The following is a 24240-nucleotide window of genomic DNA, read 5'->3' as shown; positions in this document are numbered from 1 at the left end:
GGCGTCAGCGGACGATACCGCGCCCCGACGCAGAGATGAAGTCGGCGAAGGCTGCGACCTCCGCATGCTCGGCGGCGATCTCGCCGACGCGCGCACGCGCATCGTCGAGGCTCAGACCAGCGCGGTACAGCGCACGGTAGGCGCGCTTGATCGCGGCGATGCCGTCGGCCGAATAGCCGCGCCGGCGCAGCCCTTCGCTGTTGATGCCGTGCGGCTTGGCGGGGTTGCCCGCGACCGTCACATACGGCGGCAGGTCCTGCAGCAGCACGGTGCCGACACCGCAGAAGCTGTGCGCGCCGACACGCACGAACTGATGCACGCCCGTGAAGCCGCCGAGAATCGCCCAGTCGCCGACATGCACGTGTCCCGCGAGCGTCGCATTGTTCGCGAAAATCGTGTGGTCGCCGACATGGCAGTCGTGCGCCACGTGCACGTAGGCCATGATCCAGTTGTCGCTGCCGATGCGCGTGACCCCCGCATCCTGGCTGGTGCCGACGTTGAACGAGCAGAATTCGCGGATCGTATTGCGATCGCCGATCTCGAGCCGCGTCGGCTCCTCGTCGTATTTCTTGTCCTGCGGCGCGGCGCCGATCGAGCAGAACTGGAAGATCTCATTGTCGCGGCCGATCTTCGTGCGCCCCTCGACCACGACGTGCGGGCCGATGCGAGTGTTGTCGCCGATCTCGACGTGCTCGCCGATGATCGAGTACGGGCCGATCGAGACGTTTTCCCCGAGCCTGGCACCGGGGTGGACAATGGCGCTCGCGTGAATCATGACAGGGTCTTGAGCGCGCACATCAGTTCGGCTTCGGCTGCGATCTCGCCGCCAACGCGCGCAACGCCCTTGTACTTGTAGATGTTGCGCTTGCCCTGCGTGATCTCGACGTCGAACTGGAGCTGGTCCCCGGGCACGACGGGGCGCTTGAAGCGCACGTTGTCGATGCCCGCGAAATACACCACCGAATTCTCGTCCGGCTTGATGCCCATCGTCTTGAACGACAACAGCGCAGCGGCCTGGGCCATCGCCTCGACGATCAGCACGCCCGGCATCACCGGATGATGCGGGAAATGCCCCGGGAAGAAGGGCTCGTTCATCGTGACGTTCTTCAGCGCCAGGATGCGCTTGCCTTCCTCGAGCTCCAGCACCCGGTCCACGAGCAGGAACGGGTAGCGATGCGGCAGGTATTGGAGAATTTCGTTGATGTCCATGGAGCTCACTCAGGCTTGTGTTCTTCGAGGCGTTGTTCGAGGGCGCGTATTCTATCCACGAGCGCGTCGAGATGGCGCAGATGCGCAAAGTTTTTGACCCAGTCGGCGTGGCCCTGCACCGGGAGGTTGGCGGTATAGACGCCGGGCTTGGCGATCGACTTCGTGACCAATGTACCTGCGGACACGACGACGTCGTCCGCGATGTTGAGGTGACCGATGATCCCGGCCTGGCCGCCGATCATGCAGCGTGCCCCGATGGTCGTGCTGCCCGCCACCCCTACGCAGCCCGCGATCGCCGTGTAGTCGCCGACGCGCACGTTGTGGCCGATCTGGATCTGGTTGTCGAGCTTCACGCCATTGCCGATCACGGTGTCGTCGAGCGCGCCGCGGTCGATCGTCGTGTTCGCGCCGATCTCCACGTCGTCACCGATGACGACACGTCCGACCTGCGGAATCTTGATCCAGCTGCCGTCGCGTTCGCGCGCAAAACCGAAACCGTCGGATCCGATTACCGCGCCCGAATGCACGATGCAGTCGGCTCCGAGCACGCAGCCGGAATAAATCGAGACGTTGGCATGCAGGCGCGTGCGTGCGCCGATGCTCGCCCCCCTGCCGACACGGCACCCCGGGCCCACCACCACGCCTTCGCCCAGGGTCACGTCGGCCTCGATCGAGGCCCCGGCCCCCACCGACACCGAGGCCGGAACGGGGCACGCGACGCTCGCCATCGCATGCACACCCGGAGCAAACGCCTCGGGCGGATTGAACAGTTGCGCGACGCGTGCGAAATAGGCGTACGGATCCTTGGTGACGATCAGCGGCCGGTCGCTGAGCGATCGCGCAGCCGGTGCGACGATGACCGCCGAGGCCCGACAGGCGCTCAGACGCGACTGATACTTGGGATTCGCGAGGAATGCGAGATCGCCCTCGCCGGCCTGATCCAGTGTCGCAACACGCCGCACGACCGTGGCCGGATCGCCCACCAGTTCGCCGCCCAGGCGGGCGACCAGCTCTTCCAGCCTGAACATGTGGCCCGACGTCCGCCTTACTTGGTATCGGCCAGCGCCTTGATCACCTTGTCGGTGATGTCAATCCGCGGGCTGGCGTAAACGGCTTCCTGAAGGATCACGTCGTACTTCTCGGCTTCGGCGATCTGCTTGACGGCGCGGTTGGCGCGATCGAGGACCGACGCGAGCTCCTCGTTGCGGCGCTGGTTGAGATCCTCGCGGAACTCGCGCTGCTTGCGCTGGAAGTCGCGGTTCAGGTCGTTGAACGTGCGTTCCTTGGTGCGGCGATCCGCTTCGGCCATCGTCACGCCATTGCGCTCGAGGTCTTCCTGGGTCGCCTGCAGTTCCTTCCCGAGGCGCTGGAGCTCCTGGTCACGCTTCTCGAACTCCTTCTCGAGACGCTGCTGGGCACGCACTGCCGGTGCCGCCTCGCGCATGACGCGATCGGAATTCACGAACCCGATCTTCGACTCGGCGAATGCCGTCGGAGCCGCAATGCTCAGAACGGCAGCGGCGAGAACGGACAAAGTCGTTGCTTTCACTTATCTCTCCAACGGATATCAGGGGGCGTGTCGGTCAGAACACCGAGCCCAGCTGGAACTGGAATTTCTGCAGATCGTCATCCTTTTCCTTCTTGAGCGGGATGCCGAGGCTGAACTTCAGCGGACCAATCGGCGAACTCCACGAGAAGGCCAAGCCGGTACTGTAGCGCAGGTCGGCCAGATTCGCCTTGTCGCCCGATGCCCACACCGTACCCGCGTCGATGAAGGCCGACATGCGGAACGAGCGGTCCATGCCGGAACCCGGCAGCGGGAAATAGAATTCCGCATTGCCGATCACGCGCCGGTTACCGCCAACCGCATCTTCGCTGACCGGATCCTTCGGACCGATCGAGCTCTGCTCGAAGCCGCGAATGGAGCCGATACCGCCGGCATAGAAGTTCTTGTAGAACGGCAGCGTCTCGCCGCCGTAGCCCTTGGCCCAACCCAGATCGGTGTTGAGCATCAGCGCATAGTCTCGCCCGAACGGAAACCAGTGCTGGTACTGATAGTTCAGCTTGGTGTACTTGAGCTCGCCCGGCGGCACGGCGACCTCGCCGAACACGCGCTGGAAGTTGCCCTTGCGCGGATAGATCACGCTGTCGCGCGTGTCGCGCGCCCAACCGGCCGACGCGACCAGGCTGTTGACGGTGACGTTGCCGATGCCGTTATCGTTGCTGCACCCCTGCTCCTTGCAGAAGTTGATGTACTGGATCGGGCTTTCGTCAAAAGTCGTGATCCGGGTCCGGTCAACCGCAAGACCGAAGTTGATCGAGTCATCCTCGCCGATCGGATAGCCCATGCGCACGCCGGCACCGGTCGAAACGGTCTTGTACGGTGCAACCGACAGCGTGTTCGACGGATCGTAGGTGCGGTGGTAAAGGTCCCAGCCCAGGCTCACGCCGTCGATCGTGTAGTACGGATCGGTGAAGGACAGCGCATAGGTGCGGCTCGACTTGCTGGTATTGAGCGCGAGGGTCAGCGCATTGCCCGAGCCGAACAGGTTCTGCTGAGACACCGACGCCGACAGCACGACCTTCTCCGAACTCGAAAAGCCGGCACCCAGCGAGAGGTTGCCGGTCGCGCGCTCCTTGACGTTGAAGTTCACGTCGACCTGGTCGGTCGTGCCCGCCACGGCGGGGGTCTCGACGTTGACCTCCTCGAAGTGCCCCAGGCGATCGACCCGCGTGCGCGACCGGTTGATCTGTGCGGCGTCGTACCACGCGCCTTCCATCTGGCGCATCTCGCGGCGGATGACCTCGTCGCGGGTCTTGGTGTTGCCGCCGACGTTGATGCGGCGTACATACACTCGACGACCGGGGTCGACAAAGATCGTGAACGCGACCTCGCGCTTCTCCTTGTCGACTTCCGGCGCCGCGTTCACGTTCGCGAACGCGTAGCCTTCATTGCCCAGTCGGTCGGCCACCGCCTTGGTCGTCTCGGTCAGCTTCTCGCGCGAGAAGATCTCGCCCGGCTTGATCGCGACGAGCTTCTTGTACTCTTCCTCGGGCAGCACCAGGTCACCCGCGAAGCGCACTGCGGACACCGAGTAGCGCTCGCCCTCGGTGATGCTCAGGGTGATGTAGATGTCCTTCTTGTCCGGGGTGATGGATACCTGCGTCGAGTCGATGTTGAAATCGAGGTAGCCGCGGTTCAGGTAGTGCGAACGCAGGGTTTCGAGGTCGGCCGACAGCTTCTGGCGCGAATACTGGTCGTTCTTCGTATACCACGTCAGCCAGCCCGGCGTCGTGAGCTGGAAAAGGTCCAGCAGCTCCGACTCCTTGAAGGCCTTGTTGCCGATGATGCTGATCTGGCGGATCTTCGCGACATCGCCCTCATCGACCTTGAAGTTGATGCCGACGCGGTTACGCTCCAGCGGCGTCACGGTCGTCTCGATCACGGCGGCGTACTTGCCGCGGCTCAGGTACTGGCGCTTGAGTTCCTGTTCGGCACGCTCGAGCAGCGCGCGGTCGAAGATCCGCGACTCGGCGAGACCAACATCCTTCAGGCCCTTCTTCAGCGCGTCCTTGTCGAACTCCTTGACGCCGACGAAGTCGATCTGCGCGATCGCGGGACGCTCCTCGACCAGCACCACGAGGACATCGCCCTCGGCTTCGATGCGCACGTCCTTGAAGAACCCGGTGGCAAACAGGCCGCGAATCGCCTCTGCCGCCTGTGCTTCCGTGAAGGTTTCGCCGACACGCACCGGCAGGTAGTTGAAGACGGTACCGGCTTCGGTGCGCTGGATGCCTTCGACGCGGATGTCCTTGACGACGAACGGTTCAAATGCAAACACCGGGGCAGCGGCAAAAAGGGCCGCTACGAGCCCGGACAGGAGCTTCAGTTTCATCGGGGAGTCAGCCGGAAATGAGACGGGTTATGTCGTTGTAGAAGGCAAACGCCATCAGCATCGCAAGCGCGACCAGACCGATCTGCTGACCGATCTCCATGATGCGCTCGGGGATGGGACCGCCCTTGATAATCTCTATCACATAATACAGTAAATGCCCCCCATCCAGCACCGGGATGGGCAGCAGGTTCAGCACCCCGAGGCTGATGCTGATGAGGGCGATGAACTTCAGGTAGTGATCCAGGCCGAGCTTCGCCGACTGGCCAGCGTAGTCGGCGATCGTCACCGGACCGGACAAGTTCTTCCACGAAATCTCGCCGGTGATCATGCGCCCGATCATCTTGAGACTCAGCACGCTGGTCTCCCAAGTCTGCGCCAGCGCCTTACCGAGCGCATCTACCGGACCGTAGCGGACAACGGCAAACAGCGCCTCCCTGCCCGCACCGCCGTCGGCCACCGCCACCCCGATCTTGCCGACCTGGGTGCCACGTTCATCGACCGCATCCGGCACCAGCTTCAGCTCGATCCGCTGCTCGCCACGCTGCACCACCACCGCGATCGACTGCCCGGCGCGCTGGCGCACGCGTTCGACCAGCTCGCTCCACGACACGAGATTCTGCCCCTCGAGTTCGACGAAGCGGTCGCCCGGCAGCAAGCCGGCGCGTGCCCCCGCACCACCTTCTACGACTTTCCCGATGACGGGCGGAATTACCGGACGCCACGCCCGCAAGCCGACATTCGCAATCAGATCCTGCTCGCCATCCTCGATCTTCACGCCGGTGAGATCGAGCGACCGATAGGTTTCGACACCCTCCGCGGTGCGGACCCGCAGCGAGATCGCGCGCGCATCGAGTGCATGGCGCAGCAGCACCCAGCGCAGTTCCGGCCAGCTCCGCACGGCCTCGTCGTCCACCGCCAGCACCAGATCGCCGTCGCGGATTCCCGCAACCGCTGCGGGCGTCGCCGGACCGGTCACCGCGAGCTGCGGTTTGAGCTCCTCGGTGCCGGTCGCGAAGAGCCCCCAGTAAAGCACCACCGCGAGGAGGAAATTGGCGATCGGACCGGCGGCGACGATCGCAAAACGCTTGCCGACCTTTTGCCGGTTGAAGGCGCGAGGCAGCTCCGCGGGCGCGACGTCGCCCTCGCGCTCGTCAAGCATCTTCACATAGCCGCCAAGCGGGAAGACGGCGAGCGCCCACACCGTGCGATCGGCGCCCGCGGTCCAACTGAGTAGCGGGCGCCCGAAGCCGATGGAAAAGCGCAGCACCTTGACGCCACACCAGCGGGCGACGAGGTAGTGCCCCAGCTCATGGACCAGGATCAGCAGCCCGAGGGCCAGGATGAAGGGGATCAGGTATTCGAAAAGATTCATTGGCTCGTGCTGCGGGCGAGGATCTCCGTGCACGCCATGTCACGCGCCCGCGCATCCGCATCGATGATTGCATCGAGCGAGTCGACCGACAAGCCGTGCGCGCGTTCCAGCGTCGCCGAAATCACGTCCGCGATCCCGCGAAAACCAAGGCGCCCGTCGAGGAATGCCGCCACCGCCTCCTCGTTCGCCGCATTGAGCACCGCCGCCGCTGCGCCGCCCTCGCGAAGCGCCTGGTAGGCCAGCGCGAGGCAGGGGAAGCGCTCGAAATCCGGGCGCTCGAAGGTCAGACGCGCGATCTCGAACAGGTCCAGCGAACGCACCCCTGCGTCGATGCGGTCGGGGTAAGCCATGGCGTGCGCGATGGGCGTGCGCATGTCCGGGTTGCCGAGCTGCGCCAGGACCGAGCCGTCGGCATACTCGACCATCGAGTGGATCACGCTCTGCGGATGGACCACGACGTCTATGCGCTCTGCCGGCAGGCCGAAGAGCCAATGCGCCTCGATGACTTCGAGGCCCTTGTTCATCATCGTCGCCGAATCAACGGAAATCTTCCGCCCCATGACCCAGTTCGGATGCGCGCAGGCCTCCTCCGGCGTGACGCTGGCGAGGCTCTCCGCCGAGCGCTCACGGAACGGTCCGCCCGACGCCGTGAGGAGAATGCGTCGGATACCGCGTTCGTCGGCGTTGCGCTGGAAATCCTGCGGCAGGGCCTGGAAGACGGCATTATGCTCGCTGTCGATCGGCAGCAGCTGCGCCCCGCTCGCGGCAACGGCATCTATGAACAGTGCGCCCGAAAGAACCAGCGCCTCCTTGTTCGCCAGCAGCACGCGCTTGCCGGCGCGCGCCGCGGCCAGCGTCGGAGCGAGTCCCGCGGCGCCGACGATCGCCGCCATGACCGCATCCACTTCCTCGTGGCGCGCAACCTCGATCAGCGCATCGGCGCCGTCGAGCACATGGGTCTTCCCCCCGACGCCATGCAGCCGCTCACGCAGCCGGGCAGCCGCGGCCGGATTCACCATCACCGCGAAGCGCGGCGAGAAGCGGACACACAGCTCGAACATCCGGTCGACGCTCTCCTGCGCCGTAAGCGCAAAGGCTTCGAAGCGGTCGGGATGACGGGCGATGACGTCGAGCGTGCTCATGCCGATGGAGCCCGTCGCTCCTAGCACCGTCACACGTTGCATTGTCGTATCAGGCATCGATCAAATTGCGAGCCAGAGGGCGGCGAGCCCCACCAGCGGGAGGGTTGAGGTGAGGCTGTCGATGCGGTCGAGGATGCCGCCGTGCCCCGGCAGCAAGGTGCCGCTGTCCTTGAGTCCGGCCTGCCGCTTCAGCAGGGACTCGAACAGATCGCCGATGATGCTCACCGCGGTGAACCCTGCCAGCAGCGGAACCAGTCCCGCGATGAGCGGAGTGCTTGTGATCGCCAGCGAAGAGCCCAGGGCCAACACGAAGCCGAAGACCGTGACGCCCACCACCGCCCCGCCGGCCCCTTCCCAGGTCTTTCCCGGGCTGATCTCCGGTGCAAGCTTCCGCCGCCCGAAAGCCCGCCCCGTGAAGTAGGCCGAAATATCGGCGATCGACACGGCAGCAATCACAGCCAGCAGCAGCAGCGGACTGACCGCGCGCAAATGCGCCATCGCAAGAGCAGGGGGAAGAAGCACGATGAGGCCGACCAGCATCGCACCCGCATTCCCCTGCAAACGCCATTTATGCTTCAGCCAGAACGGCACCACGGCAAGCCAGAACGCCGCACTGACACCATAGAAACCTAAAAGCCCGACCGGACGCTGCGGCGCATCGCTCGCGAGCCCGGCAACGGCTCCGAGCAGCAAGCAGGCTGCCCCCATCAACACGGCAAACGTGGCACGCCGAGCGCCCGCGAAACGTGCCAGCCCGCCCCATTCCCATGCGGCCCCTGCGCAGATCAGGCTGGCGAAAGCAAGCCACCCGAAGGGCGGAAGGAAGAATAGCGCGCCGAGCAGGACACCCAGCAGAACGAACGCGGTGATGATCCTAGTCTTGAGCATGATCGGCCGGGTTCCGGCCCACCTCATCCTGATTCGGAGCCTTTTCCGCCGCACACAACTGCTCGCTCGTGCGGCCGAACCGGCGCTCGCGGGACTGGTAGGACGCGATCGCGAGATCGAGCGCCTTCTCGTCGAAATCCGGCCAGAGCGTATCCGTGAAGTACAACTCCGAATAAGCCAGTTGCCACAACAGGAAATTGCTGATGCGCTGCTCGCCGCCGGTGCGGATGAAGAGATCCGGCTCGGGACCGTAGTTCAGCGACAGCTCTGCGCTCAGATCCTCTTCCGAGAACCCCGTTCGGCGCTCCGGGTCCTTCGCCAGCATGCGCTCGACCGCCTGCAGGATGTCCCAACGTCCGCCGTAGTTGGCGGCGATCGTGAGCGTAAGCCTGTCGTTGCGCGCCGTCAGCGCTTCGGCGCGGCGGATCATGTCGACGAGCGAGGGTTCGAAGCGCGAAAGATCGCCGATCACCCGAAAGCGGATGCCGTTCTCGTGCAGGCGATCGACTTCCTTCTGCAGCGAGCGCATGAAGAGCTGCATCAGGAACGAGACTTCGTCCGCGGGGCGCCGCCAGTTCTCGGAACTGAAGGCGAACAGCGTCAGATGCGACACACCTTTCGCCATGCACCCGCGGATCACGGCGCGGACGGACTCGACGCCCTTGCCGTGGCCGGCCACACGGGGCATGAAGCGCTTGCGCGCCCAGCGCCCATTGCCGTCCATGATGATGGCAATGTGCTGCGGAACGCCCGACACGTCCGGGATTTCGCGCGTGGAGCTGGTAAAGGGTTTGCGCGCCATCAAGCGTCTCCCGCGTTGTATCCCGCCGACAGATCCGATCCCGGGGGGATCAGATCTGCATCAGTTCCTGCTCTTTCTGTGCGAGCAGCTTGTCGATCTCGGCGATGTGCTTGTCGGTGAGCTTCTGGATGTCGTCCTGGGCGCGGCGTTCGTCGTCTTCCGAGATCGCCTTGTCCTTGACCGCATCCTTGAGCTGCTGGTTGGCGTCGCGACGCAGGTTGCGCACGGCCACCTTGGCGTTCTCGCCTTCGTGGCGCACGACCTTCGTCAGGTCGCGCCGGCGCTCTTCGGTCAGGGCCGGCATCGGCACCCGCAGCATCTCGCCCATGTTGGCCGGATTGAGGCCGAGGTCGCTGTCGCGGATCGCCTTCTCGATCTTCGCCAGCATGGGCTTCTCCCATGCCTGGACGCCGATCGTGCGTGCGTCGACCAGGGTGATGTTGGCGACCTGGTTGATCGGCACGGGGCTGCCATAGTATTCGACCATCACGTGATCGAGCAGACCGGTGTGGGCGCGACCGGTGCGCACCTTGGCCAGGTCGGCCTTCAGCACCTCGATCGACTTGTGCATCTTCTGCTCGGTCGTTTTCTTGAGTTCGGCAATCATTCTCGAATCCTCAGGAATGAACCAGCGTGCCTTCGTCTTCGCCCAGCACGACGCGCTTGAGCGCACCCGCCTTGAAGATCGAAAACACGTTGATCGGCAGTTTCTGGTCGCGGCACAGCGCAAACGCGGTGGTGTCCATCACGGCGAGATTGCGGCCGATCGCCTCGTCGAAGCTGATGCGGTGGTAGCGCTGGGCCTGCGGATCCTTGTGCGGATCGGCGGTATATACGCCATCGACCTTGGTCGCCTTGAGCACGATCTGCGCAGCCATTTCCGACCCGCGCAGGGCTGCGGCCGTATCGGTGGTAAAGAACGGGTTGCCGGTACCGGCAGCAAAAATGACGACTCGGCCTTCCTCCATGTGGCGGATGGCACGGCCGCGGATATACGGCTCGACGACCTGGTCGATGCGCAGCGCGGACTGCACGCGCGCCTCGACGCCGGCGCGGCGGAACGCATCGGCCAACGCCATGGCGTTCATTACCGTTGCGAGCATACCCATGTAGTCCGCGGTGGCGCGGTCCATGCCGGACGCTGCGCCTTTCATTCCGCGGAAGATGTTGCCGCCGCCGATCACCACGCCGACCTGCACGCCGAGGCGGGTGACCTCGGCGATCTCGGCGACGATGCGGCTGACCACCTCTTCGTTGATACCGTACGCGTCGTCGCCCATCAGGGCTTCGCCGGACAGTTTCAACATGATGCGCTTGTAGGCGGCGACACTCATCATGGACCTCTTACTTCTTGGCGGCAGCGGCTTGGGCGGCGACTTCGGCGGCGAAGTCGGTCACCTTCTTCTCGATGCCTTCACCCACGACGTAGAGCGTGAAGCTCGCGATCGAGGCATTGCGCGACTTGAGCAGCGCTTCGACGGTGAGCTTGTCGTCCTTGACGAAAGGCTGGCCGAGCAGGGTAACTTCCTTCAGGAACTTCTGCACCGAACCTTCGACACGCTTGGCGAGGATGTCTTCGGGGATCGCCTTGCCGGACTTGGCGGCGTCCTCGGCAGCCTTCTCGCGCGCAACGCGGCGCTCGGACTCGATCAGTTCCTGCGACACGCCGGAAGCGTCGAGGGCCCGCGGCTTCGACGCGGCGATGTGCATCGCCAGGTCCTTCGCCAGTTGCTCGTCGCCACCGACGAGGTCGATCAGCACGCCGATCTTGGCACCGCCGTGGATGTACGAGGCCAGGCTGCCCTTGGCCTCGACGCGCACGAAACGGCGCAGCGTCATGTTTTCGCCGATCTTGCCCACCAGCCCGGCACGCACGGATTCCACCGTACCGTCACCCAGCGGCAGGGCCGACAGGGCGGCAACGTCGGCCGGATTGCGCTCGGCGACCAGGGCGGCGCAATCGGCAGCCAGCTTCAGGAACTCGTCGTTCTTGGCGACGAAGTCGGTTTCCGAGTTGATCTCGAGGATGCTACCGAGCTTGCCATCGGCGCTGATATTGATCGCAACGACGCCTTCGGCGGCAACGCGCGACGCCGCCTTGGTGGCCTTGCTGCCAAGCTTCACGCGCAGGATTTCCTCGGCCTTGCCCATGTCGCCAGCGGCTTCGGCCAGAGCCTTCTTGCACTCCATCATGGGCGCGTCGGTCTTCTCGCGCAGTTCCTTGACCATGCTTGCGGTGATTTCCGCCATGCTAACTCCTCAAATTCGTATGCATATCGGCCCCGATTTCGGGGCCGACGAAACTCAAGCCTGCTCGTCCGACGACGACTCGTCGACTTCGACGAACTCGTCCGAACCGGCGGCGACGATGTCCTGCAGAACCTGGCTACGACCTTCCAGCACGGCGTCGGCAACACCGCGGGCATAGAGGCGGATCGCGCGGGACGAGTCGTCGTTACCCGGGATCACGTAGTTGATGCCTTCGGGCGAGTGGTTGGTATCGACCACCGCGACGACGGGGATGCCGAGCTTCTGGGCTTCGGTGATGGCGATCTTGTGGTAGCCGACGTCGATGACGAACAGCGCGTCCGGCAGGCCGCCCATGTCCTTGATGCCGCCGATCGACTTCTGCAGCTTTTCCATTTCGCGCGACGCCATCAGCGCTTCCTTCTTGGACAGGCGCTCGATCGAGCCGTCCTCGACCATCGCTTCCATTTCCTTCAGGCGCTTGATCGACTGCTTGACGGTCTTGAAGTTGGTCAGCATGCCGCCGAGCCAGCGCTCGTCAACGAAGGGCATGCCTGCACGGCGAGCTTCCTCGGCGATGATCTCGCGCGCCTGGCGCTTGGTGCCGACCATCATGATCGTGCCGCGATTGGCGGACAGCTTGCGCACGAAGTCCATCGCCTCGTTGTACTTGACCATCGTCTTCTCGAGGTTGACGATGTGGATCTTGTTGCGCTGGCCGAAGATGTAGGGGGCCATGCGCGGATTCCAGAAGCGGGTCTGGTGACCAAAGTGGATGCCGGCTTCCAGCATCTGACGCATCGTGACGGACATTTGTACTACTCCGAACTATAAGGGTTGAGCCTCCGCCCGACATGGTCATTCCAGGATGACCCGAACCGTCCCGAGCACATGGCTTTTCGACGGACCCTCACGGCATTCTGCCGGGCGTGTGGATTTTGCCTGCCACCATTGGCAGCCAAGCCCGTGATGATAGCAGGTTCGCACCACCCCGCTCAAGATAGACATGCCGCTCACGCGCAGGCGGCGCGGCCCGCATTTGCCGCAACTCCCACCATGCGCTAGCCTTTCTCATTTGCGTACCAACCCCACAAAATGAGCATCACCATAAAGACGCCCGACGAAATCGAAAAAATGCGCGTTGCCGGCCGCCTTGCGGCCGAAGTGCTCGACTACATCGAACCCTTCGTCAAGCCGGGCATCACCACGGGCGAACTCGACCGCCTCTGCCACGACTACATGGTCAACGTGCAGCAGGCCATTCCGGCGCCATTGAACTACGCGCCGCCCGGATACACGCCCTACCCGAAGTCCATCTGCACCTCGATCAACCATCAGGTGTGTCACGGGGTCCCCGGCGACAAGGCGCTGAAGAAAGGCGACATCGTCAATCTGGACATCACCGTGATCAAGGACGGTTACCACGGCGACACGAGCAGGATGTTCATCGTCGGCGGTGACGCATCCATTCTCGCCAAGCGCCTGTGCCAGGTGACGCTTGAATGCCTGTGGCTGGGGATTTCGGTGGTGAAGCCCGGAGCCCGGCTCGGCGACATCGGCCACATCATCCAGAAGCACGCTGAAGGCAACGGCTTTTCGGTCGTGCGCGAATTCTGTGGTCACGGCATCGGCGCGAAGTTCCACGAGGAGCCTCAGGTGCTGCACTACGGCAAGGCGGGCACCGGGCCCGAATTGCAGGCTGGCATGACCTTCACGATCGAACCCATGATCAACGCCGGCAAGGCGGCAATCTCGGAGCTGCCCGACGGCTGGACCATCGTCACGAAGGACCGGAGCCTGTCCGCGCAGTGGGAGCACACCATACTCGTGACCGATACCGGCTTCGAGGTCCTGACCCTGTCGCCGGGCTGCCCGCCCGCCCCTGCGATCGCCACGCCATCCGTCCGGTAACCGCCCACATGCCGAGGAAGCCATGAGCGCCATGTCGATCGATGACTTCCAGGCGGCGCTGGCGCATGCGCGCGAGCGCCTCGCGAACGGGAATGCCCGCATCCGCGCCGCCTACGAGGCCCACCCGGCGACGTCGACCGTGCTCAAGGGGCGCGCCCAGCTGGTCGACGAGGCGATCGTGCACCTTTGGCGCGCATGCGCCATGCCGCGCGACGTGGCATTGCTCGCCGTGGGCGGCTACGGACGTGGAGAACTCTTTCCGCACTCGGATGTGGACCTGCTGGTGCTTCTGCCGACCCCGGCCGACAACCCGCTGCAGGCGCGCATCAGCACCCTGATCGGGGCGCTGTGGGACGTCGGCCTCGAGATCGGCCAAAGCGTGCGCACGCCCGACGAATGCCTGGAAGCCGCCGAGGACGACATCACCATCCAGACCAACCTGCTGGAGGCCAGGCTGCTCGACGGCAACGCACATCTTTTCGAGGAGTTCGCCCGACGCTATCGGGAGCAGCTCGATGTGCGCACCTTCTACAAGGCGAAGCAACTCGAACAGGAAAACCGCTACGCACGCTTCAACGACACGCCCTATTCGCTCGAGCCGAACTGCAAGGAGAGCCCGGGCGGCCTGCGCGACCTGCAGATGCTGGGCTGGATCGCACGCGCAGCGGGACTGGGCCGAAACTGGCGCGACCTGGCGCGGCGGCGGCTCATAACCGGCGCGGAGGCTAGCGAGCTGCGCAGCATCGAGCGCTTCCTGCAGCATGTGCGCATCCGCCTGCATTACCTGACGGGTCGGGCCGAGGATCGCCTGTTGTTCGACCACCAGGAAAAGCTGGCGCGCGCCTTCGGCATCGAGGCGACGGCGGCCAAGCGCGCCTCCGAAGTGTTCATGCAGCGCTACTATGTGAATGCGAAGAAGGTCACGCAGACCAACACCATCCTGCTGCAGAACTATGGCGCCGAGATCTTCCCCAACCGGGGCGGCGCCGCCTTCGGGATCAACGAACGCTTCCAGGCAGTGCGCGAACTGCTGGACATCCGCAGCGAAGACACCTTCGAGTGCTATCCGCAGGCGCTCCTCGAGTGCTTCCTGCTACTGCAGCAGCGGTCCGAACTCAAGGGCATGACGGCGCGGACGCTGCGCGCACTGTGGCTGAACCGCACCCGCATCAATGCGGCCTTCCGCGCCGATCCGGCCAATCGTGCGCTGTTCCTGGAGCTGCTGAAGCAGAAACGCGGAATCGTGCACGAGTTCCGACGGATGAACCAGTACGGCATCCTGAGCCACTATCTGCCTGCGTGGCGGCGCATCGTGGGCCAGATGCAGCACGACCTGTTCCACGTCTACACGGTCGATCAGCACATCCTCATGGTCCTGCGCAACATGCGCCGCTTCACGATGGGCGAGCACGCGCACGAGTACCCGCTGATGACGCGCCTGATCCTGGGATTCGAGCGCCACTGGCTGCTGTACATCGCCGCCCTCTTCCACGACATCGCCAAGGGGCGCGGTGGCGACCACTCCCAGCTCGGGATGGCCGACGCACGGGAATTCTGCGAGCATCACGGCCTGCCGCCGGAGGACGCCGATCTCGTCATATGGCTGGTCGCACACCACCTCACCATGTCGCAGGTCGCCCAGAAGGAGGACACCTCCGATCCCGAGGTCATCCGCCGCTTCGCGGACACGGTGCAGACCGAACGGCGCCTCACGGCCCTCTACCTCCTGACGCATGCGGACATCCGCGGCACAAGCCCCAAGGTCTGGAACGGCTGGAAGGGCAAGCTGCTCGAGGACCTGTTCTTCGCCACGCAGCGCCTGTTGCGCGGCGCCACGCCCCAGCAGGCGCTGGGGCTCGACGACCGCCAGGAGGACGCCCGCGGGCTGCTCCGCTATCACGGCCTGCGCCCCGGCATCGAGGAAGCACTATGGACGCAGCTCGATGCGGTCTACTTCATGCGCCATTCCGCGGAGGAAATCGCCTGGCATACGCGCGTCCTCTATTTCCGTCCGCTGAGCGAAGAACCGGTGGTCAAGGCCCGGGTTCTGGACGGCGACGAGGGCGTGCAGGTAATGGTGTTCACGCCCGACCAGAAGGACCTGTTCGTACGCATGACCGGTTTCTTCGGCCGGCTCGGGTTCTCGATCCTGGACGCCAAGGTGCACACGACGCGCCATGGCTACGCGCTCGACAGCTTCATCCTGCAGGATCCGGGCAATGCCGCACACTATCGTGACGTCGTCCAGCTACTCGAGCATGACCTGACCGAACGGCTCAAACATCCGGGACCGCCGGACCGCCCGACGCAGGGCCGGCTCTCCCGCCAGATGAAGCATTTCCCGATCACCCCGCAGATCAGCATCCAGCCCGACGAACCGGGCAAGCACTTCATCCTGTCCCTCGTCGCGGCCGACCGCCCCGGCCTGCTGTTCGCCGTCGCCGAGGTGCTCGCACGTTACGAGATTCGTCTGCACACGGCAAAGATCGCGACACTGGGCGAGCGGGCCGAAGACACCTTCCTGATCAGCGGGCCGCGCCTCACTCTCGACGGCCAGATCCTGCAGGTCGAACGCGAGCTGCTCGAACGCCTGCAGGTCTAGGCTCCCGGCGGAGGGCGAGGAAAACGGCTGCCTCCTCCCGGCACACGGACCGGACAGATGCGGGGCGTCAGTGCCCCTTGCCCTGCAGGCGGTCCATCAAGGCGTAGAGCACGCCGGACACCAGGAAGGTGACGTGGATCCCGACCATCCATGCGAGATGGCGGTCGCTCACGTTATCGACGTTGAGGAAGGCCTTCAGCAGCTCGATACCCGAAATTGCCACGATCGAACCGATCAGCTTGATCTTCTGGTCGGAGAAGCCGATATGTCCCATCCACTCGGGACGGTCGGTGTGCGAATGCAGATCCTCCATCTTCGACACGAAGTTCTCGTAACCGCTGAACATGATGATGATGAGCAGGCTCATGATCAGCGCGATGTCGACCAGCGACAGCACCCCGATGATCATCTCTGAGCCAGTCGCGCTCATGATGTGGCTGAAGAGGAACCAGACCTCCTTGCCGAACTTCACGAGCAGCACCAGCAAGGCCAGGATCAGTCCGAAATAGACGGGCGCCATCAGCCAGCGGCTGGCGAAGAGCATGTGTTCGAAGGCCGACTCGAGTCTTTTCATTTCTCAGGCAGAATTTATGCAGTGAATCAGGAGGGGCTACAATTCTAGCAGCTGTCGCACGCCCACCTGGTCGGCCCCTGCGGCCTCCGATACATACTGCAACGCACCGGCCCCAACCCGACCGGCGGTAGCGGCCGCAGCGCGGGCTGACACATTTCATACGCATGTAGCGAGTACCCGCTCAGCGTGCCCGGAATCGCTCGACCTCAGCCCCGCCCGGCGCCCCGGCCGCGCAGCACGCTCCCCACCATGGTCAGCACGAAGAGGAGAAGCGCGAACGCGTTGGCCATCCCTCCGATGCGCAGCAGCGCCCCTGCTTCGCCGCCGCCGATGCCCCCCGCGATGCGGACCACGAGCGAGAGATGAAGCAGCACCAGCGGCAGATAGAACACCGGATGATAGGGAATTCTGACCCGCGCGATGGCCGGGAAGATGATCGGAGCATGACCGAACACCATCGCGAATACGAAACCGAGCGCGATCGCATGCAGGGCCGCATCGCGCAGCGGATGACCTGGCGCGAAGCCTCCCGCGAGCCCGATGAGCGCCCCTGCGGCCAACCACGCATAGCCGGACAACAGGCAGAGCGCAATGTAGCGAACGAGCCCGCGCTGTCGCGCGTTATGCCGCGCGATGTCGTAGCGCAGCAACCACAGCGATAGCGCCAAGAGTCCGGCAGCGAACAACACCAGCCCGTACGACGAGAACCACGCCGCGACGGCGCCGCCGAGCGTTGTCGCGATGGCGATGCGGAAAAGTGGCGCTGCCTCGCGCCGCGCGGGGAGAAAACGGGTGAGCTCGAGTCTCTCACCGGCAATCGTGACGACGAGAAACGCGAGCCACCACGGAATCGCGGTCTGGATCGAGCCGCTTGCGGCCCAGGCCAGGTTTCCCGCCAGCCAGCACCCAGCCCCGACCGCCAGCGTGCGCGTGAACAATGCCGACTGCCGGCGCACGACTGCGATCGCGCCGCCGACGAGCACGCATGACGCGAGGACGAACAGCGATTGCGCCCACGGCAAGGGCAAGCCGGCAAGCAGCGCGACGCCCCCGATGCCCGAAACCAGCGGCCCCAGATAGGCGATGGCACGCCCCAGCGCCACCGCACGCTCGAGCCCGATGACGGTCCCGAAGAATGCGCAGATCATCAGGGCCGCATGCCATCCGGCAAGCGCCGCCGCAGGTGTCGGCACGTCCGTACCCAGCCGCGCCAGCCCCGCACCGACGCCAAGCACGAGTGACAGCATGCCCAGCACCAGCAAAGGCACGCGCGGAACGTTCCGCGAATCAGAGCTCACCACGCTCCCCCTCCCTGCTCCCTGCTCCCCCGTGTACCCGGCAGTGCATGCTTACCAACCGAAATGATCGCGCGCATCCTTGTTCATCATCTCCGGAGACCATGGCGGCTCCCACACGAGATTGACCACGACCCCGATCTCCGGCGGCAGGGCGGCATCCAGTGCCGCATCGATGTCGCTCATGATCATGTCGCCCATGGGACACGCAGGCGAGGTCATCGTCAGACGGATTGAAATCTGCCCGGGGGTAATGTCTATGCCGTACACGAGGCCGAGATCGACGATATTGACCCCGACCTCGGGGTCGATCACCTGCCGCAGCACTTCCCTGACGGATTCCACGTCGGGCATTTCCGGCATGGTAAACCTCCTCTTGGGTCGAATTCGAACGTCGGATTATGAGCTCGAAGGCCCGAAATATTCCAATCCCGTCAGCAACGGTTTGAAATTCAGGCAGACGGAAGTGCTATCCGGCACCTTGAACTGCGCATGGCGCGTCCGACAAGCACCTCAGCCCACGCTCGCCCCTCGCCAATTCTCGATACGCAGCCCGCTGACGCGTCGGAACTCGGCTTCGTTTGACGTCACGACCACCAGTCCGCGAGCCAAGCCGCAGCCCGCGATCTGGCAGTCGTACGGATCGATGGGCCGCCCTTCCCGGTGCAACGTCGCGCGGATCGCCGCGGCGGCTTTTGCATCGGCATCATCGAATGGCAAGACGGCGATGGCCGACAGGAACGCGTCCAGGATCGGCGCCAGTTTCCTTGCTCGCTGCGGGATGAGCAGCAGCCCATACTCAATCTCCATGCGTGTGACGACCGAAATAGCGATCAGGCTCGGAGAGGTGCCCTTGACGGTGGCCAGTACCCCGGTCTCCCCTTTGACGAAGTCGCTGACCGTACAGGTATCAAGGAGGTACTTCATGCGAACGGATCAGCGTTCGCGGGCCCCAGATGCGCGCGACCCGCTTCAAATGCCGGCATCTCGGGCTCTCCGCTGAACGACAGCACGGCCTCCGGCCATTGCGGCGTACCGCGGCGGGCAAGCCACTCTTGCACGGCACGTCGAATGACTGCGTTGCGATTCTCTCCGGCCTGCTTGGCCGCCTCAGTCAAGCGTGCTCCGGTGTCATCGTCCAGATAGATGTTGAAGTGCATGGTGTCCGCGCGCGTTGAATTTTGACCCCCCGTGTGCACCGAATTCTGACCCCGGGGGTTTAGCCGTTCATCATTGATTGGCTGGAGTGAAGTGTAGTCGTATCGACCGAGGGGGAGGAAGCGGCGAAGGGCGTAGCCCGCAGCCGCTTCCTCCCCCTCGGGGCTCAGAATGGCGCGTCCGGCTCCGCGGTCACATCCAGGGACTCGACGGGCCGCGCCGCTCGGCTCACCTCGCGCGCCCGGACGCGCGCCTTGGCCGTCTGACTGCTTTGCTGGAAACGGAAGGATTCGTTGCCCGTTTCCACGATGTGGCAGTGGTGCGTGAGACGGTCGAGCAGCGCAGTGGTCATCTTCGCGTCGCCGAACACGGCGGGCCATTCGGCAAAGGTCAGGTTCGTCGTGATGATCACGCTGGTGCGCTCGTAGAGCTTGGAGATCAGGTGGAAGAGCAAGGCTCCCCCGGCCTGGCTGAAGGGTAGATAGCCCAGTTCGTCGAGGATCACGAGATCGACGTGCATCAGCGCGTGCGCGAGCCGCCCCTGTTTGCCTGCGGCCTTCTCCAGTTCCAGACTGTTGGCGAGCTCGACGGTGGAGAAGAAGCGTACCCGCTTGCCGTGCTCAGTGATCGCCTTGACGCCCAGTGCGGTCGCCAGATGAGTCTTGCCGGTCCCGGTGCCGCCGATGAACACGACGTTGGCGGCGGCATCGGTGAAGGCGGCGGTGGCGAGTTCATCGATCAACTTCGCATCGACTTTCGACTTGCCGAAGTCGAAGCCGGACAGATCGCGGTGCATGGGGAAACGCGCCGCCCCCATCTGATAGCGGATTGAACGCACATGCCGGTCGGTGACCTCGGCCTCGAGCAGACACTGAATGAGCCAGCCGGCGCTCTGGATGCCGACCCCGCCTTCCGCGAGCAATTCATCGTAACGCTGGGCCATGCCGTGCAGACGCAGCGATTTCAGTTCGGCGACAATCTCACGCATGATCGTTCTCCGCGTGCAGACGGTCATAGCGGCCGGCGTCGGCAAGCGGTGCCTCGGTCACCGCGAGTACCGTGTCGAGTGGTGTCGGTGGGGGCGCCTGGCGCAGGCGGGCGAGCACATTCTTGACGTGCTCCGCGCTGGGCGTGCCGGATTCGAGGATCAGTTCGACCGCCACCAGCACGTTCTCCAGGCCGTGTCGGGGGACGTGCGCCAGAATGTCGGCCATCAGCCGATCGCCGCCCGGGCGTTTGACGAGCAGCGCCCGCAGTCGCTGTAGCGGCGCCGGCAAGCCCTCGAAGGGCGCACCGTTACGCAAGGCACCCGGCTTGCGTTCGAGCAGCGGCAGGTAGTGCTGCCAGTCGTAGATGACCTGGCCGCGCTCGAAGCTGCGCGCATGGGTGGCGACCAGGCCGTCCTCGGCATGGATCTCGATCCGCTCGGGGTACAGCCGCAGGCTCACCTTCTGGTTGGCGAAGGCGCACGGGACCGAGTAGCGATTGCGCTCGTTCGTCACGAGACTGGTACTGGACACCGGCACGATCGCCTCCACGTAGCCATCGAAGCTCGGCACCATTGGCATCAAGGCATCGCGCTCAAGCGTGAGGGCGTCGGCGATGGTGAGGTGCTCGGCGTCCGGGTACGCCAGTTCCGACCACAGCGCCTGGCAGCGCACCTCGAGCCAGGCGTTCAGTTCGGTGAAGCTGCCGAAGCGCCGTTGCAGCGCCTCCTGCCACAGGCGCCGCCGGCTGTCCTGCACGTTCTTCTCGACGACCCCTTTCTCCCAGCCGCTGGCGACGTTGCAGAAGTCCGGATCGAACAGGTAGTGCGACGCCATCGCCGCGAACCGCGTATTGACGATGCGCCGCTTGCCCACGCCAACCTTATCGACGGCGGTCTTCATGTTGTCGTAGATGCCGCGTCGGGGAATGCCGCCGAACACCCGGAACGCACGCGTGTGCGCATCGAACAGCATCTCATGGCTCTGCGTCGGGTAGGCCGCGAGCATGAAGGCGCGGCTCGCACAGAGCTTCGTGTGCGCGAGCAGCACCTTGCGATGGAAGCCGCCGATCACCAGCGACTCCTCGCTCCAGTCAAACTGGAAGGCCTCGCCGAATTCGAATTTGAGCGGGATGAAGCTCGATTTCGCCGGCTTCCCACCGGCCTCGCGCCAGCGTCGCACGTACTCGCTCACCCGCGAGTAGCTGCCCGTGAAGCCCAACTCCTGCAACTGCCGAAACAGCACCAGCGCCGTGCGCCGCTCCCGCTTCGCCCGGCGGGCGTCCGCCTCGAGCCACTGAACGAGGCGCGTCTCGAAGGGCGCCAGCACCGTCTCCCGCGCCGTTCGCCGGTACTTCGGTTCGGCCCCTTCGCCCGCCCTCAGCCATTGCCGCACCGTGTTGCGCGACAGCCCCGTGCGCCGGCAGATCTCCTTGATCGACAGCCCGTCGCGAAAGTGCAACCGCCGAATCTTGCCCAGCATGTTCATGGTGATCATCTCCTCGAACCCTGCTCAAACATCGAGCAGGCAGGTTAATCACCGGGGTCAATTTTCAGCGCGCATAACCCGCGAAAGGGGGTCAATTTTCAATGCGTAGCAACAGGCAACGCTCTGCCCTGCCCTATTGGATCGTGACGACAGACCCGAACCCGGGCCCTGGCGTGAAGTCTATCCCGCGTATCACGGGTACGAACCGGTCGGTGAGAATGATGGTTTCACTGACGGTCCCGTCCGAACTTTCCGCAAGCTCGACGGAGCGGACCTTGTCCTTGTACGTGTCGCCCTTGATCAACAGGGTGCGACCGCCGGCCGAGGTCACGATGCCGTGAGCCTGGCCCGCCGCCAACGCCAGCGCCAGATGCCATCGCCCCATCTCGGTCAAGGGCGGGCGGTGGGCGCCTTTCATGGCACCGAAGTGGATCCGGAACTGCGGCCAGAGCGTATGGGGGTGCAGTCGCGCCACCTCGGCCGCGAGCTGTGCGGCGTCGATGCGGACCGCGTGGAAGTGACCTTCCCCACCTGCAATCTCGGGCACGGCGTACGGCTCGGCGGTCCAGCACTCGGGCAACACTTGCTCGAGCGCCTCGCCCTTGCCGGCGGCGATGAGCGCCGACACGGTGCGTGGCTCAGGCCGGTCCGAGCGGCGCCGAACGCCGAACACGACGCACTGCTTGAACTGCTGCTCCGGCGCCATATGGAAGCGAAGGCGATCGAAGTTGCGGGCGAGCAGCCCTGCGAACTCCGCATCGAGCACGTAGTAGGGCACGATGAGCACGAGGACGCCCCCGAACGCGAGGCTTTGAAAGGTCCGCCGGAAGAAGATCTTCTCGAGCCGGTCCGGTCGTTTGTCGCCGGTCTGCGCCCGATCCGCCACCGCATCGCCATAGGGCGGATTGAGGAACAAGAGCCCCATCGATCTGGGCGCGACGACGACGTCCTGGATGTCGGCATGAATCGCGAGGTCCAGGACGGTTTTTGCATGCCAGGCCCGCTCGGCATCGAACTCGACACCGCATGTCTGAACGGCGGCACCGCATTCTGCCAACGCCTCGCCGACTCGGTGGAGTGCGGCGCCTTCTCCGCAGCACGGATCCAGGATGCGCAGCTCGTTGCCTGCCACATCGAGGGCGGTAACGACGCGCTCGAGCGTCGCCTGGTCGGTCGGGAAGTAGCCGTTCTTAATGAAATTGTGCGCCAGGCGCGGGAATATCAGGGCCATGGAAGATCCTCCTCGGAGCGAACGTGTCTGGGGCGCAGTGACCCTCGACAGGTCGATCGCGACCCGCGGGTGGTAGTGGACGATGTCCCGGAGCGATAGGCTCGGTCCTGTTGCAGGGACTGACAGGCTGATGCATCAGGCAACACACGCGGCGGGCCGATCGCCGCGCGCGGCAAACGGACTCCCATCGTTGGCCTGCCCGTCGCTGGCCGACGATGGGAACCCGCTGGTTCCGCTTGGACGAGACTTGAACGATGCCTTCGTCACACCCGCGGGCCCAGGCGCATGGCCCTGGAAGCCCGTGGCTCGGGTGCGAGGCACCCCGGTGGAAGGCGTGGGTGCCGATGAAAGGGCGCGCGGGGCAAGACCGCCGACGCAAATGCCGCAACACATCGGGCGTGCTGCTGCCCCGTTGTTCATGGCCCCTCGCGGGCTTTCCGAATCGCACTCGTCCCGTGACGCAGTGAGCTCGATTCGAAAAGCCCGCGCGCGGGCTGGCGACCGGTGTCGGCCGCCCGGATTGTTCTACGCGGAGCCCGCCTTTGCGGCGAGATAGGCCTGATACCGATCGGATTCCTCCGGATACCAAACCTGCTCTTCCGGCACAAAGCCGTATTGGAGTCCGGCTTTCAGGCGGTTGCGCTGCTCCCGAAAGCGCCGGCGATCATCGAGGGTCGGATCGAGCTTCACCGGTTGGCGCGCCGCGACCAGCGCGTGGAGTTCATCGCCGAACAGCGCGAGGTCGGGCGATTCATCCGGCCCCGCGGTCGGCGACGCCGACGGCGCCCCATCCCCCTGCCCGCGTTCGATCGCGGGCGCATTCCTTACCTCCAGCTCGCGATGCCCAACACTTGGATCACCGGTGTGGGCCGAGATCTCGTCAGCGGGGTCGGGTTCGATCGGCGCTTCCGGCAGGCTCCTTTCGGTCCCGCTATCAACGTGCAGATCGACGAGTCGGGCGCGGATCTCCAGTACGAGCCGGCCGTTGCTGGCGTAGGACCAGGGGAAGATGCGCTGGATGATATAGCGCCCCGCGTAGCTCCCTTCCTCGAACTGGTCGAGGATCGGGTCCTTGACGCGAAACTCGCCGATGTCGGTCAGCAAGTCGCCGACACAGAACGGCCCATTGGCCCCCTTGATACGCTTGATGTTCAGGGTCCCTTCGACGGTAATGCTCACGATCGCGATCTCCGAATGTGATATCGGAGGCTGGCCCACCCAAAGGGAGCGAGCGCCCCCGATGGGTGGTTGAGAATCGGACACCGAATGGGTCGAGCCCTCGGCACGTGCGACACAAGGGGGCCACCAACGTGATCGGTGGCCCCGGCTTTGAAACATGCACCGGTATTCCAGACCGGTACAGGATCGAAGCGGACAGGCAAGACCCTGCCGACGGACCCCGGGCCTGACGGCCGTCCCAGTTTCAGGGGCTGACTGGG

The 24240-nt window shown here is 64.6% G+C and carries 24 protein-coding genes; 2 read left to right on the top strand and 22 right to left on the bottom strand.

The annotated features are described in order from the left end of the window. Nucleotides 1–4: 4 nt before the first annotated feature. Genes lpxA through rpsB form a run of 13 tightly spaced genes read right to left on the bottom strand, consistent with a single transcriptional unit; the run spans nt 5 to nt 12369 of the window. On the bottom strand, nt 5–775 hold the full coding sequence (lpxA, locus tag U5817_RS09115; RefSeq protein ID WP_407280513.1) for an acyl-ACP--UDP-N-acetylglucosamine O-acyltransferase: 771 nt from the start codon (nt 773–775) through the stop codon (nt 5–7). Continuing rightward, the gene (fabZ, locus tag U5817_RS09110) at nt 772–1209 is read right to left on the bottom strand and encodes a 3-hydroxyacyl-ACP dehydratase FabZ (protein ID WP_169130933.1); all 438 of its coding nucleotides are present in this window, start codon (nt 1207–1209) and stop codon (nt 772–774) included. Before fabZ ends, lpxA begins: the two co-directional genes overlap by 4 nt. A 5-nt stretch (nt 1210–1214) precedes the next feature. Beyond that, nucleotides 1215–2237, bottom strand: a complete 1023-nt coding sequence (lpxD, locus tag U5817_RS09105) for a UDP-3-O-(3-hydroxymyristoyl)glucosamine N-acyltransferase (RefSeq protein ID WP_169130935.1) — start codon at nt 2235–2237, stop codon at nt 1215–1217. A gap of 17 nt (nt 2238–2254) precedes the next feature. Next, nucleotides 2255–2758 (bottom strand): OmpH family outer membrane protein, encoded by a 504-nt coding sequence (locus tag U5817_RS09100; protein ID WP_169130937.1) that lies wholly within the window; start codon nt 2756–2758, stop codon nt 2255–2257. A 34-nt stretch (nt 2759–2792) separates the two neighbouring features. Then, entirely contained in the window at nt 2793–5105 is a 2313-nt protein-coding gene (bamA, locus tag U5817_RS09095) for an outer membrane protein assembly factor BamA (protein WP_407280512.1), read from the bottom strand. A gap of 7 nt (nt 5106–5112) precedes the next feature. Beyond that, complete coding sequence (rseP, locus tag U5817_RS09090; protein WP_407280511.1) at nt 5113–6477, bottom strand: RIP metalloprotease RseP; 1365 nt, start codon at nt 6475–6477, stop codon at nt 5113–5115. Then, complete coding sequence (gene ispC / locus U5817_RS09085; RefSeq protein WP_407280510.1) at nt 6474–7676, bottom strand: 1-deoxy-D-xylulose-5-phosphate reductoisomerase; 1203 nt, start codon at nt 7674–7676, stop codon at nt 6474–6476. Before ispC ends, rseP begins: the two co-directional genes overlap by 4 nt. A gap of 3 nt (nt 7677–7679) precedes the next feature. After that, nucleotides 7680–8507: a phosphatidate cytidylyltransferase gene (locus U5817_RS09080; protein ID WP_407280509.1), complete on the bottom strand. Its 828-nt coding sequence runs from the start codon at nt 8505–8507 to the stop codon at nt 7680–7682. Further along, entirely contained in the window at nt 8494–9309 is an 816-nt protein-coding gene (gene uppS, locus U5817_RS09075) for a polyprenyl diphosphate synthase (protein ID WP_407280508.1), read from the bottom strand. The genes U5817_RS09080 and uppS overlap by 14 nt, the downstream gene beginning before the upstream one ends. Before the next feature lie 49 nt (nt 9310–9358). Continuing rightward, nucleotides 9359–9916, bottom strand: coding sequence for a ribosome recycling factor (gene frr / locus U5817_RS09070; RefSeq protein WP_169130949.1), 558 nt, complete (start codon nt 9914–9916; stop codon nt 9359–9361). Between the two features lie 10 nt (nt 9917–9926). Then, entirely contained in the window at nt 9927–10643 is a 717-nt protein-coding gene (gene pyrH / locus U5817_RS09065; protein WP_169130985.1) for a UMP kinase, read from the bottom strand. A 10-nt stretch (nt 10644–10653) separates the two neighbouring features. Next, nucleotides 10654–11559 (bottom strand): translation elongation factor Ts, encoded by a 906-nt coding sequence (gene tsf / locus U5817_RS09060; RefSeq protein WP_169130951.1) that lies wholly within the window; start codon nt 11557–11559, stop codon nt 10654–10656. Nucleotides 11560–11613: 54 nt separating this feature from the next. Continuing rightward, entirely contained in the window at nt 11614–12369 is a 756-nt protein-coding gene (gene rpsB, locus U5817_RS09055) for a 30S ribosomal protein S2 (RefSeq protein ID WP_169130953.1), read from the bottom strand. Between the two features lie 282 nt (nt 12370–12651). On the opposite strand from rpsB, the gene map reads away from it, so the two are divergent. Together map and U5817_RS09045 are read left to right on the top strand one after the other, a co-directional pair. Further along, on the top strand, nt 12652–13467 hold the full coding sequence (gene map / locus U5817_RS09050) for a type I methionyl aminopeptidase (protein WP_407280507.1): 816 nt from the start codon (nt 12652–12654) through the stop codon (nt 13465–13467). 22 nt (nt 13468–13489) lie between these two features. Further along, entirely contained in the window at nt 13490–16069 is a 2580-nt protein-coding gene (locus tag U5817_RS09045) for a [protein-PII] uridylyltransferase (protein ID WP_407280506.1), read from the top strand. Nucleotides 16070–16136: 67 nt separating this feature from the next. Here U5817_RS09045 and U5817_RS09040 read toward each other — a convergent pair whose 3' ends face one another. The 9 genes from U5817_RS09040 to U5817_RS09000 all read right to left on the bottom strand — a co-directional run bounded on the left by U5817_RS09040 (nt 16137) and on the right by U5817_RS09000 (nt 23980). Then, on the bottom strand, nt 16137–16643 hold the full coding sequence (locus U5817_RS09040; protein ID WP_169130959.1) for a TIGR00645 family protein: 507 nt from the start codon (nt 16641–16643) through the stop codon (nt 16137–16139). A gap of 206 nt (nt 16644–16849) precedes the next feature. Then, nucleotides 16850–17899, bottom strand: a complete 1050-nt coding sequence (locus tag U5817_RS09035) for a hypothetical protein (protein WP_407281043.1) — start codon at nt 17897–17899, stop codon at nt 16850–16852. A 93-nt stretch (nt 17900–17992) separates the two neighbouring features. Continuing rightward, nucleotides 17993–18301, bottom strand: a complete 309-nt coding sequence (locus U5817_RS09030; RefSeq protein WP_407280505.1) for a metal-sulfur cluster assembly factor — start codon at nt 18299–18301, stop codon at nt 17993–17995. A 150-nt stretch (nt 18302–18451) separates the two neighbouring features. Continuing rightward, nucleotides 18452–18865 (bottom strand): type II toxin-antitoxin system VapC family toxin, encoded by a 414-nt coding sequence (locus U5817_RS09025; RefSeq protein ID WP_407280504.1) that lies wholly within the window; start codon nt 18863–18865, stop codon nt 18452–18454. Further along, nucleotides 18862–19098, bottom strand: a complete 237-nt coding sequence (locus U5817_RS09020; RefSeq protein WP_407280503.1) for a ribbon-helix-helix domain-containing protein — start codon at nt 19096–19098, stop codon at nt 18862–18864. The genes U5817_RS09025 and U5817_RS09020 overlap by 4 nt, the downstream gene beginning before the upstream one ends. Nucleotides 19099–19262: 164 nt before the next feature. Next, nucleotides 19263–20087, bottom strand: coding sequence for an IS21-like element helper ATPase IstB (gene istB, locus U5817_RS09015; RefSeq protein WP_407281012.1), 825 nt, complete (start codon nt 20085–20087; stop codon nt 19263–19265). Then, the gene (istA, locus tag U5817_RS09010; RefSeq protein ID WP_407278191.1) at nt 20077–21570 is read right to left on the bottom strand and encodes an IS21 family transposase; all 1494 of its coding nucleotides are present in this window, start codon (nt 21568–21570) and stop codon (nt 20077–20079) included. Before istA ends, istB begins: the two co-directional genes overlap by 11 nt. A gap of 133 nt (nt 21571–21703) precedes the next feature. Beyond that, nucleotides 21704–22801 (bottom strand): DUF6094 domain-containing protein, encoded by a 1098-nt coding sequence (locus U5817_RS09005; RefSeq protein WP_407280502.1) that lies wholly within the window; start codon nt 22799–22801, stop codon nt 21704–21706. A gap of 525 nt (nt 22802–23326) precedes the next feature. Then, entirely contained in the window at nt 23327–23980 is a 654-nt protein-coding gene (locus tag U5817_RS09000; protein ID WP_407280501.1) for a DUF3275 family protein, read from the bottom strand. Between the last annotated feature and the right edge of the window lie 260 nt (nt 23981–24240).

Origin of the sequence: Aromatoleum evansii, from assembly GCF_045689615.1 — a bacterium.
Classification (GTDB): Bacteria; Pseudomonadota; Gammaproteobacteria; order Burkholderiales; family Rhodocyclaceae; genus Aromatoleum; species Aromatoleum evansii.
The sequence above is the reverse complement of the archived record's forward strand: the minus strand, read 5'-3'. Positions and strand labels throughout refer to the sequence as shown.